At 44.8% G+C, this 14152-nt stretch carries 16 protein-coding genes; 1 reads left to right on the top strand and 15 read right to left on the bottom strand.

The window, feature by feature from the left end; translation table 11 throughout:
* Positions 1–232: 232 nt before the first annotated feature.
* On the bottom strand, positions 233–2029 hold the full coding sequence (locus LIR34_RS07915) for an L-fucose isomerase (protein WP_161286004.1): 1797 nt from the start codon (positions 2027–2029) through the stop codon (positions 233–235).
* A 218-nt stretch (positions 2030–2247) separates the two neighbouring features.
* Between LIR34_RS07915 and LIR34_RS07910 the strand changes: the two genes are divergently transcribed.
* Positions 2248–3096 (top strand): AraC family transcriptional regulator, encoded by an 849-nt coding sequence (locus tag LIR34_RS07910; protein ID WP_173902456.1) that lies wholly within the window; start codon positions 2248–2250, stop codon positions 3094–3096.
* Positions 3097–3142: 46 nt separating this feature from the next.
* Here LIR34_RS07910 and LIR34_RS07905 read toward each other — a convergent pair whose 3' ends face one another.
* From LIR34_RS07905 to LIR34_RS07840, 14 genes are all read right to left on the bottom strand, one after another.
* Positions 3143–4186 (bottom strand): cob(I)yrinic acid a,c-diamide adenosyltransferase, encoded by a 1044-nt coding sequence (locus LIR34_RS07905; protein ID WP_173902455.1) that lies wholly within the window; start codon positions 4184–4186, stop codon positions 3143–3145.
* A gap of 24 nt (positions 4187–4210) precedes the next feature.
* Entirely contained in the window at positions 4211–5362 is a 1152-nt protein-coding gene (locus LIR34_RS07900; RefSeq protein ID WP_161286007.1) for a 1-propanol dehydrogenase PduQ, read from the bottom strand.
* Between the two features lie 15 nt (positions 5363–5377).
* Positions 5378–6151, bottom strand: a complete 774-nt coding sequence (locus LIR34_RS07895; RefSeq protein ID WP_161286008.1) for a DeoR/GlpR family DNA-binding transcription regulator — start codon at positions 6149–6151, stop codon at positions 5378–5380.
* Between the two features lie 26 nt (positions 6152–6177).
* Positions 6178–6726 carry a BMC domain-containing protein gene (locus tag LIR34_RS07890; protein ID WP_161286009.1) on the bottom strand — a complete coding sequence of 183 codons (549 nt, stop codon included), beginning with the start codon at positions 6724–6726 and terminating at the stop codon, positions 6178–6180.
* A 16-nt stretch (positions 6727–6742) separates the two neighbouring features.
* A complete protein-coding gene (locus tag LIR34_RS07885; RefSeq protein WP_161286010.1) occupies positions 6743–8071 on the bottom strand; it encodes a 4Fe-4S dicluster domain-containing protein in 1329 nt (442 codons plus the stop codon).
* Between the two features lie 4 nt (positions 8072–8075).
* Complete coding sequence (locus LIR34_RS07880) at positions 8076–8342, bottom strand: EutN/CcmL family microcompartment protein (protein ID WP_022215771.1); 267 nt, start codon at positions 8340–8342, stop codon at positions 8076–8078.
* A 76-nt stretch (positions 8343–8418) separates the two neighbouring features.
* Positions 8419–9030 carry a phosphate propanoyltransferase gene (locus LIR34_RS07875; protein ID WP_373091472.1) on the bottom strand — a complete coding sequence of 204 codons (612 nt, stop codon included), beginning with the start codon at positions 9028–9030 and terminating at the stop codon, positions 8419–8421.
* A gap of 61 nt (positions 9031–9091) precedes the next feature.
* Complete coding sequence (locus tag LIR34_RS07870; RefSeq protein WP_005427721.1) at positions 9092–9370, bottom strand: BMC domain-containing protein; 279 nt, start codon at positions 9368–9370, stop codon at positions 9092–9094.
* A gap of 48 nt (positions 9371–9418) precedes the next feature.
* Positions 9419–9733: a BMC domain-containing protein gene (locus tag LIR34_RS07865; protein ID WP_173902454.1), complete on the bottom strand. Its 315-nt coding sequence runs from the start codon at positions 9731–9733 to the stop codon at positions 9419–9421.
* A gap of 42 nt (positions 9734–9775) precedes the next feature.
* The gene (gene pduA, locus LIR34_RS07860; RefSeq protein WP_022215767.1) at positions 9776–10051 is read right to left on the bottom strand and encodes a propanediol utilization microcompartment protein PduA; all 276 of its coding nucleotides are present in this window, start codon (positions 10049–10051) and stop codon (positions 9776–9778) included.
* Between the two features lie 66 nt (positions 10052–10117).
* The gene (locus tag LIR34_RS07855; protein WP_161286013.1) at positions 10118–10432 is read right to left on the bottom strand and encodes a BMC domain-containing protein; all 315 of its coding nucleotides are present in this window, start codon (positions 10430–10432) and stop codon (positions 10118–10120) included.
* Positions 10433–10455: 23 nt separating this feature from the next.
* On the bottom strand, positions 10456–11691 hold the full coding sequence (locus tag LIR34_RS07850; RefSeq protein WP_161286014.1) for a zinc-dependent alcohol dehydrogenase: 1236 nt from the start codon (positions 11689–11691) through the stop codon (positions 10456–10458).
* A gap of 18 nt (positions 11692–11709) precedes the next feature.
* Positions 11710–13098, bottom strand: a complete 1389-nt coding sequence (locus LIR34_RS07845; protein WP_173902453.1) for an aldehyde dehydrogenase family protein — start codon at positions 13096–13098, stop codon at positions 11710–11712.
* A gap of 44 nt (positions 13099–13142) precedes the next feature.
* Positions 13143–14006 carry a class II aldolase/adducin family protein gene (locus tag LIR34_RS07840; protein WP_161286016.1) on the bottom strand — a complete coding sequence of 288 codons (864 nt, stop codon included), beginning with the start codon at positions 14004–14006 and terminating at the stop codon, positions 13143–13145.
* Positions 14007–14152: the final 146 nt, after the last annotated feature.

Below are 14152 nucleotides of genomic sequence, written 5' to 3'. Positions count from 1 at the left end.
TTATCTTCTCCTGTACGATGTTGATCCCAAAAAGTTTCTTCTTCTATCATACCATAGTAATCCCTCAATGATAATCCTTTTTTATTCCAAAAAACATATTTTTTTCGACATTTTTACCGATATTATAAAGGAACAAAGCGGAGTAATTTCCCATAAAGTTAAAAATGGCATCCCCGGAGATTTCTCCAGGGATGCCTGAATCATGGCAATTAATTGATTCCTTAGTTAATTATTATTTGTACAGAGGTCCGTAGTTCTTGCATGCACGGAAGTCTGCACCTTCTTTGTCCATACCAAATGCATTCCATGCTGCCGGACGATAGATATCTTTTTCCGGAACGTTGTGCATGGATACCGGGATACGAAGCATAGAGCACATTGTGATCAGGTCAGCTCCGATATGTCCGTAGGAGATAGCACCGTGGTTAGCTCCCCAGTTGTTCATTACATCATAAGCTGTCTTGAACGGTCCCTCTTTGCCATCGCATCTTGGAGCGAACCATGTGCATGGCCATGTGTAATCTGTACGTTTCCAGAGTTTGTCAGATACTTCTGCCGGAAGAGCTACTGTCCATCCTTCAGCGATCTGCAGAACCGGTCCAAGTCCTTTGACAAGGTTCAGACGGATCATAGTTGCAGGCATCTGAGCACGTGTTTCATAACGGCTGGAGTATCCGCCTCCACGGAAGTATCCGTTGTCGGCCATACACCATTCTGTGTTATCCATGATTGCTTTCTGGTCTTCTTCTGTAATATCCCACCACTGTTTCATAACAGCATTGCCGTTTTCGTCTTTTGCTTCGCCGTTAGCATCGAGGCATGCAGCACCGGAGTTGATCAGGTGAAGGAATCCGCCAGCTTCTTTAGCAACACCCTCAAGGTCATATCCTGTAGCTTTCTTAACAGCCTCCGGGCTCCAGTATGTACGAACGTCAGCGAAGATCTGAGCTCTGTTTGTAAGAAGTTTCATGAACATCATTCCAAGACCGTTGAGAACGTCATTCTCTGTAGCGAGGATGTACGGCTCACGAGCTCCGTTCCAGTCGAAGGATGTGTTCAGCATAGCTTCTGCGAAGTCACCGTTTGGATAGAAGTCTGTCCACTGTCTCTGTCCCTGGAAACCAGCTGCCAGAGCGTTGTGTCCGATTGCTTCTTCGGAGAATGCAGGATCAAGATTATCACAACCGTTCATCAGTTCTTTGATGATAACTGCCATCTTAACTACGAATTCAAACTGCTCTTCTTTCTTCTCTGGGGAGAACTGAAGTTCTTCCGGGTTCTTGTCCCAGCCGATCTTGCAGGTTTCTTTTGCCCATTTGAGAGCTTTCTCAAATTCTTCGTGATCATAGATACCCTCTGTCATACGACGGATGATTTCTACCTCATCAACGGATTCAACACGCATTCCAAGATAGGATTCGATAAAGTCGGAATCGATGATAGATCCGCCGATACCCATTGTAACAGAACCGATCTGAAGGTAGGATTTACCTCTCATGGATGCTGCTGCAACTGCTGCGCGTCCGAATCTCAGTAATTTTTCTTTAACGTCTTCCGGAATAGATGTGTCATCAGCTTCCTGAACATCATGTCCGTAGATACCGAATGCCGGAAGTCCCTTCTGTGCATGTGTAGCAAGAACGGATGCAAGATAAACTGCTCCAGGTCTCTCTGTTCCGTTGAATCCCCATACAGCTTTGATTGTCTGCGGGTCCATATCCATTGTTTCTGCACCATAGCACCAGCAAGGTGTAACTGTAACTGTGATATCAACGCCTTCTTTACGGAATTTATCAGCACATGCTGCACTCTCACCTACACGTCCGATTGTTGTATCAGCGATAACAACTTTAACCGGCTCACCGTTGGAATATTTCAAATTTTCTTCAAAAAGCTTTGCAGCGGACTTAGCCATGTTCATTGTCTGCTCTTCAAGAGATCCTCTTACGTCCAGGGCTCCTCTACGTCCATCAATTGTTGGTCTGATACCGATAACCGGATAGCTGCCTACTAATCTGCTCTTTGCCATGATAAATTACCTCCATATAAATTAAGTAATTGTCTGTCGGGAGTTTCTGATGTTCACTGTGAACAGTCCACAAAAACCTCCCTCGTTTTCTATATTTCATAGTATACAATTGCCAAGGGATAATTACTTGTGTTATAATGGCAAAAAGTAGTACAATATTCACTTTTTTGACTGTGGATATGATTTTTTTGAAAAAAACACATAAGGAGGAGATTTTTTTGCACGATCTGGACCGTAACGAAGACCGCCTGAGGGGAACCTATGAATTTCCGTTTGAATTCCATCATATAGAACCCAGCCATCCCCGCTATGTCATGTCCTATCACTGGCATGTCGAATATGAGATCATACGCATCCTGAAAGGTTCTCTCTCTGTCACTTTAGACGAAAAAAGCTTCACAGCTACAGCCGGAGATATCATTTTTATACACAGCGGCATCCTGCACAGCGGAATTCCTGAGGATTGTGTATATCAATGTATTGTTTTTGACGGAAACACTTTTCTGAAATACAATTCCGTCTGTTCCACTTATATGCAGAAAATTATTCATCAGGAAATTCTCATCTATCATCATTTTACCCCGAAATACGCTGAAATCTGTGACATCGTGAACAGTATTTTCGATGCTCTCTGGATGCATCCTACCGGATATGAGATGACAGTCATTGGACAATTTTACCACTTTTTCGGTATTGTTTTTGGTAAGCATTACTACCTGGAAAGCGTTACCAGAACACGGCGTGATTACAAGCGCATCCTGCAGCTCAAACAGGTACTCGACTTTATCGAGCATAATTATGCATCACCGCTCACGCTTCAGCAGCTTTCTTCTTCGGTGTCCATGTCGCCGAAATATTTCTGCCGTTTCTTCTCGGAAATGACACATCAGACTCCAATGGATTATCTGAACCATCAGAGAATTGAGCAGGCCTGTTACCAGCTTTCGACTACGGATGATTCCATTACGGAGATTGCATATCGGAACGGATTTAATGATCTCAGTTACTTTATCCGTACCTTTAAGAAATACAAGGGAATGACCCCCGGCAAATATAAACGGGCATAAAAAAAGAATCTGTTTCCTGCAGCTCAGAAAACAGATTCTTTTTTATTTATAATACTTCATTCAGAATGGACAGACCATACTCTGCCAGACTGTGATCTTCTTCACCGGTTCCTCCGCTGATTCCCAGACCGCCGATGATCGTATCACCGACTTTGAGAGGTACACCGCCGCCAAAGATAACAATCTTGCCATTGTCCATCTTATCCACACCGAAAAAGGTTCCGCCCGGCTGTGCCAGGACTGCCAGTTCCTTTGTAGACATCTTGACTGCGACCGCAGTGTAGGCTTTCTTGGTAGCCACATCAAAGCTTACAAGAAAAGCTCCATCCATGACATGGACAGCGACCGGATTTCCATCCGGACCACAGACTGCGATCACCGCATTCTTGCCACGGCGTTTCGCTTCCTGCTCAATCTTGTCTATCAGGCGTTTTGCAGCATCCAGAGTAATACGTCCCTGGATTCCCATTCTTTTGAGAACTTCCTGAATCACTGCTTCATCTGTCATCGGAGTCTGTACTGCTACCACTGGTTCTGCCTCTTTTCCACCAAAAGGTGTGATCTCTTCCTTCTTTTGCACCGGCTGCTCTGTGGTTTCCATATATCTGGCCATAACATACAGATAATCACTCAGACGGTTCATATATTTCTTTGCACCATTGTCTGCCCCAAATTTCACACTGACAGCTGCAAGATCACGTTCTGCTCTCCTTGCAACTGCCCTTGCAATATCTAGTTCTGCTGACAGACGACTGCTGCCTGGAAGAATATTTTCTTCTTTAGGACAATGGAACAACCCTTCCAGACGGCTGATTTCTTCTTCAAGCTGTCCGGTCCGGTCATCCTCTGTCCTGAATTCTCTGTTAAAAGGATCCGCCACGCCTGAACACACCGCATTCAGCGTTCTCTGGATGTTTTCGATAAAACGAATATCATCTGCTTCGCTCATCATGGTCTTTATAAGTCCCAGATGGCTGCTCAGTTCATCTATCGTTCCTACCAGTTGAATACGGTCATCTGACTTGGAGACATTTTTTGTGTGGACAAGATTCGTAGTTCCCTTGTCACCATTTGCTGTATAAATGCTCATCTCGGCATCTCCTGTGTCATTTTGTTAGAATGACCAAAGTTTGGTATAAATCTTAATGATATCCTCTTTGGTCGGTGTTCTTGGGTTGGACGGTGTGCAGGCATCCGCAAGTGCCGCATCAGCCATCTTATCCACTGCTGCAAAATATGCATCCGGAGTGATGGTACCAAGCTCCTGGATCGTCATTGGAATATTCATTTCCTTCTGCATAAACTGAATCCAGTTTACGAGAGAACGTACGCTCATTACCTGATTGTAATTGCTCAGTCCCAGAATATGTGCAACTGCTGCATATCTCTCTACAGACGGAAGATATTCTTTCTGGCTTCTGCTTCTCTTGTTAATGTTCGCATTGAATTCCACGATATGCGGAAGGAGCATCGCGTTTGCTCTTCCATGCGGAATATGGAACATTGCACCAAGCTGATGAGCCATACTGTGTGTAATACCAAGTCCTGCTGTATTAAAGGAAAGTCCTGCAAGACAGGAGGCCACGTGCATCTTCTGTCTTGCATGCATATCACTTCCATCCAGATATGCTCTGAGGAGGAATACTCCGCAGATTTCCATTGCTTTTTCTGCCAGTGCTGCTGAGAATTCATTGTGTCCTGTACTTACATAAGACTCAAGTGCATGTGTGAACACATCCATTCCTGTGTCTGCTGTGATAGTCGGAGGCACACTCTTAACAAGCTCTGCGTCCAGAATAGCTTCATCCGCTGTCAGGCTGTCAGAAACCAGTGGATATTTTACTCTCGCTTCCGTATCGTTTACAACTGCAAAGGAAGTTACTTCTGATCCGGTTCCGCTTGTGGTCGGAATTGCAATCAGACCAACATCTCCATAATGGTTGATCTTCAGTGCAAACTCACGGATTGCCTTTGAAGAGTCAATTGCAGAACCGCCGCCAACTGCGACGATTGCTTCCGGCTGATAGCTCAGAAATTTCTTAACTCCATCTGCAATCTTATCTACCGGTGCGTCCGGTACAACATTATGGAAAATATCATATTCCTTACCAGCTTTTTCCAGTGGTCTGGTAATCAGATCAATCATTTTGCTCTGCACTACAAACGGGTCTGTAATGATAAGAACTCTCTGGTATGGAATGCTCTCAAGACGTTCCAGTGCATTATCCCCAAAATGAATGGCTGTTTTCATTTCAAAGGTCTTCATATTGCTGCTCCTTTTCTATGGCTGCATGTCAGGATAAAGGCATTTGACATTTGCCTCCTCAAAATATCCCATCCATTTGTCAGATGGTTTCCTGTCGGTTACAACCACATCTACATCCCGCAGTTTCCCTGCTACAGAAAATGCGGTCTGATCAAATTTTGTACTGTCTACAACCAGAATTTTCTCGCGCCCTGACGCAATCATGGATTTTTTGGTTGTTCCAAAGGATTCTTTGGATTCCATAATTCCCCATTCATGATCAAGTGCCTTACAGGAAAAAATAACCTTGTCCACAAAATAAGAACGGATTGCTTCTTCTGTTCTGGCTCCCAAAAAGGCAAGGTATCCTTCTTTCATGACACCTCCGGTTGAAATGATATTCCAACCGGATACATCTGATAATTCAAGAAGAATTTCCATGGAATTTGTGATTACAGTGAGACGCTCTCTTTCTTTGAGTGCCTTTGCCACAAATACAGCTGTGGTACTTGCATCAAGAAAAATATGGTCTCCCTCCTGTACCAGAGAAGCCGCGATCTCGGCCATTTTTTGTTTCCCGCTTACATTCTGGTTCTTGCGGATATTAAAGGGCAAATCAATACTTACATCCTCATTTATGACTGCTCCGCCATAACTCTTGATCGCAAGTCCTTCTTTTTCGAGCTTGTCAAGATCTCGGCGGATCGTTTCTTCCGAAACCTCATATAATTGACTCAGTTCACTAACTACAACTTTTTTTTCTGCCTGAAGTTTCTCCAGAATTAAGTTCCGTCTTTCTAATGCCAGCATCTGCTTTGCCCCCTTCTAAGAACATTTTATAAAAGAGAATCCATCATTCGTTTATCCGGATGTGCAATGACAGATGAATCCAGATACATACCTTTTTCTGCCACGAATTGTTTTGCTTTCTCGATGGAAGCTTCTACTGCTGAAACTTCTCCTGTAAGAAGCATGTAGGATTTTCCACACATACCTTTTGCAATACGCAGTTCGATCACATCTACGATTGCTGTTTTGGCAGCCTGGTCTGCTGCTTCGATAATGGAAGCTGCATCATAAGTCTCCAGAATACCCAGAGCACTGATTCCTTCTACCTGTGTTGTTCCATACATTGCCGGGAAAAGGGATTCGTGCGGGTTACCAAGTACAAAGCTGTCAATGCATTTGTCCTCATATGTGGTTACAGCTGCATCAACTGCAGCTTTAACTGCACTTAAATCGCCTGTGATAATTGCAATATATTTTCCCGGACATACGGTCTGTGCCTCGACGATCTCTACATCAGAGGTCTTTACCATGGCATCTGCTGCTGTGATACCTGTGGCAGTCGTTTTAAATTCAATCATTCCGATTGCTTTACTCATGTTCTGCACGTCCTTTCTACTTTGCTGCGATTATGATATGGCGATCTGTTACTTCAGTTACTCTTCCTGAGATACTTGCATGAATGCTTACGCTTAATCCGTCAGCATGCTGCGCGATCATCTGTCCCTTGGTTACTGTGTCGCCTGTCTTCACAATTGCCTGTGCCGGTGCTCCGATATGCTGGCTCAGAAGGATCTTAACCTTGGATACCGGAACTACGTTCTCATCCATCGGTGCATCCTTATCGTATTTCGTCAGTCCGAGGCGGGCCATCAGACGTTCTTCCGGAACCTTACGATATTCTCTTGAAGGTTTAACCGGTACCGGCTGAACTCCCTGCGGAGGTCTGATACCTGCTTTACGAAGTCCGCCCTTCATGTCTGCAAGAAGTGATCTTGGTGCAAGACTCTGCGGGCAGGCATACATTTCGCATACACCGCAGGAACTGCAGAATGCGGAATCGATGTATGGATTTAAGTCTCTGAAATCTCCGGCAGAAGCTGCTCTCATAAAGCGTGCCGGATCGATCGGATGTCCAAGATTATGTCTTGGGCAAAGGTCCGTACAGGTATTACACTGGCAGCAAATGGATGCTGCACGTTTTAAATCGATTGCTGAAGTTCTCTGTTTTTTCATAACGATCTGGTGATCGCGCGGAAGAACAAGAACTGCATTTGTTGTTTTGGTAACCGGATCTGAACCGTTACCAATACGTCCCATCATCGGTCCGCCTACAAAATAGACCGGATCCTTTGTGGTGATCTCACCAGCCTGTGCAACGACTTCATCCAGTGTACAGCCCAGAGGAACCTTAACTGTTACAGGATGACCGACTTCTGCAACTACTGATACGTATTTTTCTGTTACAGGATTCTGTGATGTCACAGCCTGATATACGTTGTAGATAGTCTCTACGTTGAATACAATGACGCCCTGCTCAATCGGCAGTCCACCAGGTCTGCAAACACGTCCGGTAGCTTCATAGATCAGCACAACTTCATCGCCCATCGGATACACTTCATCAAGAAGATGGATCTTCAGGCCAGGAAATTCTTCAATGTGCTGCTGCAGTGCCTTGATCGTCTGAACATAGGATTTCTTGATTCCGATGATCGCCTGTGAAGCTCCAACGGTTTCCATAACCATATGGAAAGTTTTCATGATCTCATATGCATGTTTCTCAAGTAACTGTCTGTGAAGTTTCAGCAATGGTTCACATTCTGCACAGTTCATAAGAATTGTGTCCGCCTTGTCTGTAAGCTTGGCGTATGTCGGGAATCCGGCTCCACCTGCACCTACGACGCCACTGTCCTGTATAATTTTCTGTAAATCTTTGATTTCCATGGCGTTACTCCAATCCTGCACCATCATCGATGATTCCGACTATCGCGGCATCGATTGGTGCTGTTTCTTCACCGCAGCCGATTCTTGCTGCGCTTCCTTGTGCCACCAACACATATTCCCCGATTCCCGCGCCGATAATATCGATCGCAACAATCTGGGATAAGTCAGCTTTCATATGATGCACCGGCTCCACGATCATGAATTTCTGTCCTATTAACTTGTCACTTTTCCGCGTGGAAACCACGCTTCCAACTACTTTTCCTACTATCATGTGTGTGCCTCCGCATTATTATATAATCCCCTAATGCCGGTGACTTACGCCACCGGCTGATTCAGGAGAAATTTCTTTACTTTATGATGGTAACTGTATTGCCTGTGGCAATCTTTGCTGCATTCGCTTCATCTGTATCAATATGCATCTCCAGTGTGAAACTGTCATCCACACGGATCGCAACCTGATTAAAGATAGTTCCGCGCTCATTATCTGCTTTGACAGAAACGATATCGCCGTTCTTGACACCGGCTGCCCTTGCATCGCTCGGAGACATGTGGATGTGACGCATAGCCACGATACATCCCTCTTTGAGATAGATGGCACCCTTAGGTCCAACGATTGCGATCGGCGCACTTCCTGCAATATCACCGGACATACGAACTGGAACATTCATTCCAAGTTTGATGGCATCTGTTGCAGATACCTCAACCTGTGTTGCACTGCGGACAGGTCCGAGTACACGAACATTCTCAATCGCACGAAGCTTCAGACCGATGATTGTAACAGTTTCGTTTGACGCAAACTGTCCGCCCATCAGATCTTTCTTCTTGGTGAGCTGATATCCAGGTCCGAATAATGTCTCTACATGTTCCTGTGTCAGGTGAACGTGTCTTGCGGAAACTCCGATCGGAACCATAAAGCCATTGCCTTTGTCTTCTGACTGATTGATGGCGTCAATGACCATCTTTGTGATCAGTTCAATATTTTTTGATTCCAAGGATACACCTGCTTTCTTCCGTCAGGAATTATTTCAATACCGGAAGGATTTTTTCTACGTCTGTGTGTGGTCTCGGGATTACGTGTGTAGCTACCAGCTCACCAAGTCTGGATGCTGCTGCACTTCCGCTCTCTACTGCAGATTTAACAGCTCCTACATCTCCACGTACCATAACTGTTACCAGTCCGGATCCGATTTTCTCTGTTCCTACAAGTGCAACGTTAGCTGCTTTGCACATCTGGTCTGCTGCTTCGATTGCTGCTGTAAGTCCTCTGGTTTCTACCATTCCTAAAGCTTCCTGTGTCATGATTATATCCTCCTTGTCCATAATGGATCATAAAAAATACTTGTCTTTTTATTCTGTCTCGTCTTCGCAGTCTTTCTTTTTCTTCCATCGGCTCGCACTCAGCTCAACGAGTTTAACAATTTCCTCATGCGGCCGTGCGATTACTGCATAACTTGCCGGTTTCTTAATCGCGCCTGCAACGGCAGCTTCGACTGCTTCGTTTACTGCCGATACATCGCCCTGTATGATAAGAGTTACAAGTCGTCCGCCCAGCTTACGTTCCCATGACGCCAGCTCAACGTCTGCAGTTTTACACATGATATCGAGTGCATTGATTGCAGCAACGACACCAGTGATTTCAATAAAACCATATGCTTTACTCATGAGCGAACCCCTTTTGACTGATCTGAATATAGTTCGTCAGGATCAGATCTTTGGAAGAATTTTTTCTACATCTGTGTGTGGTCTCGGAATTACATGTGTAGCTACCAGCTCACCAAGTCTGGATGCTGCTGCGCTTCCGCTCTCTACTGCTGCTTTAACAGCTCCTACATCTCCACGTACCATAACTGTTACCAGTCCGGATCCGATCTTCTCTGTTCCTACAAGTGCAACTTCTGCTGCTTTTGTCATTGCATCTGCTGCTTCGATTGCTGCTGTCAGTCCTCTGGTCTCTACCATTCCTAAAGCTTCCTGTGCCATTGTTTCTTCCTCCTGAATCATTGTCTGTAAAAATTAATCTAATATTTATGCCAGGGATATCAGCTGTCAGCTTTTATCCAGGGCGCTGATTTTGAGCATCTTGACCGTATCCTCTGTCGGACTCGGTATTACGTAGTGCTGCACTACACCAGTTCTCCGGTTTGCTTCTGCCATTCCTGCTTCCACAGCTGCGGTCACGTCTTCCACGCTTCCGCGGAATTTGATGCATACCAGAAGCGGTACTGGCAGGCTGTCAGCATTTGCAGGTTTGTTCTTGTCGAACACCTCCAGGCGGACATTGGCTGCCTTGCATCCTGCATCTGCCGCCACAAAGGCTGTTGCCAGCCCAAATACTTCCAAAATTCCTACAGCTTCTGCCATTTTGCTTCTCCTTTATTTCCGGATTATTTATTAATGATCGCGATCTTAAGACCTGTCATTGCAAGGTTTGTCTGATGTGCCTCATTGATCTGCTCAAGCGGGAATCTGTCTGTGATAAGATCAGACATCGGAAGTCCGATTGCTTTTGCTCTCTTGAGGAAATCAAATGTTGTTGCATAATCTCTCAGTGTGTATACCCAGGAACCAACCAGGTTGATTTCTTTGGAACACAGATCGAAGTGCGGGTTGATTGTTGCATCTCCACCATTGATGAAGAAACCAAGCTCGCAAAGTCCACCGCCGTTGCGGATGAATTTGTAGATGTTTGAATGAGCGTGCGGGTTTCCTGTACACTGGAATGCAAAATCTGCAAGATGTCCGCCCTGAGCTTCTTTCACAGCTTCTGCAAGAGCTTCAACACCTTTGTACTGTGTAAAGTCAACGGATACTTCAGCACCCATCTTCTTAGCGAAATCAAGACGTTTTGCATTTCCGTCTACTGCACAGATGTTTTCGATACCCATAGTACGAAGGATAGCGATACAGATAAGACCAATCGGTCCACATCCCTGAACAACAACTCTTGAGTTGAATTTAAGGATTCCTGTTGTTTTTGCTCTTTCTACTGCATGGATAAGTACTGCACATGGCTCGATCAGGATACGGGAATCCAGATCCAGATCACTTACGTTGAAGAATGTAGATCCGAAAGATCCTCCTCTGATCAGGATGTAATCAGAGAACCATCCGTTAAGATGTACATCATCATCCGGAAGAAGTCCGTATACATCTGCTCCGCCAACGTTTTTCTTGTTAAGGTCGAACATTGTGATTTCCGGATCATCCTTGAAGATCATACATGTAACAACTTTATCGCCGACTTTAACTGGTTTTCCAGCTGTATCAACTTTAACGTTCTTACCCATTTTTACGATTTCACCAGTTCCCTCATGGCCAAGAGCTACAGGGATCAGACCGAATGGGTCTCTCTTGAATTCGTGTGCGTCAGTACCGCAGATACCGCATCCTTCTACTTTAACAAGGATATCGTCATCTCCGACTTCCGGCATCGGGAATTCTTTGATCTCATAATGTTCCAGGGCTGTCAGCATAGCAACGTGAGCTGTTTTCGGGATTACCGGACCAGCTGTCGGTGCAGCCGGTGCTGCAGATGCAGCTGTCTGAGCCGGTGCGTTTCCGGTCATTCCGGAAAGTACCTGTTTAACGATTTCTTCGATATTTACATTGTTCATATCCATTTTTAAATTTCCTCCTGATTAGCGAATGCAAAGGCTGTCGGTCATTACGCAGCGTCTTCTCTTGGTAAAGGTGCTTGCACTTGTAAGACCTTCACCTGTACGGCTTGCGATTGTGAATGTACAGAATCCTTCTCCACCGAATCCAAGTGCTGAATAGGACGGGCCGTTCTTAACAAGGATTGCAGTATCAATTGCTTTCGCATATTTGGTAATGTTGTCAACATTCTTGGAATGGATGTGTGCTGAGTGACGGTTGCCATGTTCAAGCCATACTGCCTGTTCTACAGCATCATCAAAATCTTTTGCTCTTACGATTCCAAGGATTGGCATCATAAGCTCTGTTGTGATAAGCGGATGTTCCTTCGGTCCCTCAAAGATGATGCAGCGGGTATTTGCCGGTGCATTTACTCCGATCATGGAAAGAAGTGTCTTTGCATCACGACCTACACATTTACGGTTCAGTTTACCGCCTGCCAGAACAACCTCTGTTAATTTATCCTGTTCTTCTTTGGAAGCCAGATAACAGTCGTTCTCTGTCAGCATGTAATGCATCAGTTCATCCACTACAGAAGATACAGCAACAACTTCCTTCTCTGCGATACATGGAAGGTTGTTATCAAATGTACATCCATTTACGATGTCCTGAGCTGCTTTACGGATATCAGCTGTTTCATCAACAACTGCCGGTGGGTTTCCTGCACCAGCTCCGATTCCTCTCTTGCCGGAGGAAAGAACTGCTGTAACAACGCCAGGACCGCCTGTTGCTGCGATAAGCGGGATATCTTTATGTTTCATCATGATATTACTTGTTTCAAGGGTAGGTTTCTCTACTGTTACTGCAATATTATCCGGTCCGCCTGATTCAAGAGAAGCTTCGTTTACCAGATTGATTGCAAAGATAGAGGTCTTGATTGCTGCTGGATGCGGGTTGAATACTACTGTATTTCCGCCTGCCAGCATACCCATTGTATTGCAGAGGATTGTTTCACTCGGGTTGGTACATGGTGTGATCGCACCGATTACACCAAATGGTCCCATCTCGATCAGAGTAAGTCCTCTGTCTCCTGACCATGCAGTAGTTGTAATGTCTTCTGTTCCAGGTGTCTTATCTGCTACCAGATGATGTTTCAGGATCTTGTCTCCTACGTTACCCATTCCTGTCTCATCAACACCCATGCGAGCCATAACTTCTGCATTTTCTTTGATTTTCTTACGGATGCAGGTGATGATTTTTTCTCTCTGATCCATGGACATCTTCTTAACGATCAGTTCAGACTTCTTAGCAGCCTCAATTGCATCATTCATATCTTTGAAGATACCATGTTTTCCGGTCGGAGCATCTGCAATCTGCATTTTTGCCATTACTTCCTGTACAATATCCTGTACCATGCTCTCACTGATTGGCATGAGATTGTCCTCCTTTAATATCTACCACTTATTTATGGATCTGATTATTTCAGTCCCAGCTGAGCCATAACCTGTTTTGTGATGTTTGCAACCAGTTCTGCATCTGAATTAGCTGCTGCCGGAGCTGCTTCTTTGGAACATTCAGATCCAACGAAATCATACTGATATCCTGGGAACTGTTTGTAATCTTCGCTGCAGCCGCCGCAGTTATGGCAGTTTACGCCGTCTTTGTTCTGGCAGAGGTTTGCAGGATGTTTTCCTGGCATACCAAATTTACGACGGATCTCATACAGTTTCTTGATGTTTTCTTTGTCGAATTCCTTCGGTCCACCAAGAAGTTTGCTCTGATACAGAAGCTGTGCGTAGAATTCTACGGATTCCATCTTCATGTATGCGGCGTTCAGGTCTGTGCTCCATGTAAGAGCTCCGTGGTTCTCAAGAAGAACTGCGTCGAAGTATGGCAGATATTTCTCAAGGTTGTCCGGAATTTCCATTGTGGAAGGTGTACCGTACTCAGCGATCGGAACGCAGCCAAGAGCGATAACTGCTTCTGGCATGATCGGCTGTGTAAGCGGGATACCAGCGATGGCAAAGGATGTTGCATAAATAGGATGAGCATGTACTACAGATCCTACGTCTGGTCTCTTCTGATATACTCTCATGTGCATTTTGATCTCAGAAGATGGTTTGAATCCCGGATTAGCCTGAATTACGTTACCCTGAGCATCTACTTTACAGATAAATTCAGGTGTCATGAATCCTTTGGATACACCAGTAGGTGTGCAGAGGAATTCGTTGTCATTCAGTTTTACGGAAATGTTTCCGTCGTTTGCAGCAACCATGTTGCGAGCGTAGATACGTCTTCCGATGTCACAGATCTGTTTTTTGATTTCAAATTCGTTTACCATGCTTATTTTCCTCCTAAAGCAATGTTTTTTGCTGTGCTGAAACAGCGATTAGGATAACCGTTAGAGCACAGCTTGGATTTTGTTTTATTTCTAAGGAGATTGTACTCCTTAATCCCTTAATTGTCAAGGAATTATCATTGTTTCAT

It is taken from the genome of Blautia sp. MSK17_66, assembly GCF_020538025.1.
Classification (GTDB): domain Bacteria; phylum Bacillota; class Clostridia; order Lachnospirales; family Lachnospiraceae; genus Blautia_A.
Note: the sequence above shows the minus strand (reverse complement) of the source record. Positions and strands in the feature narration are given on the sequence as shown.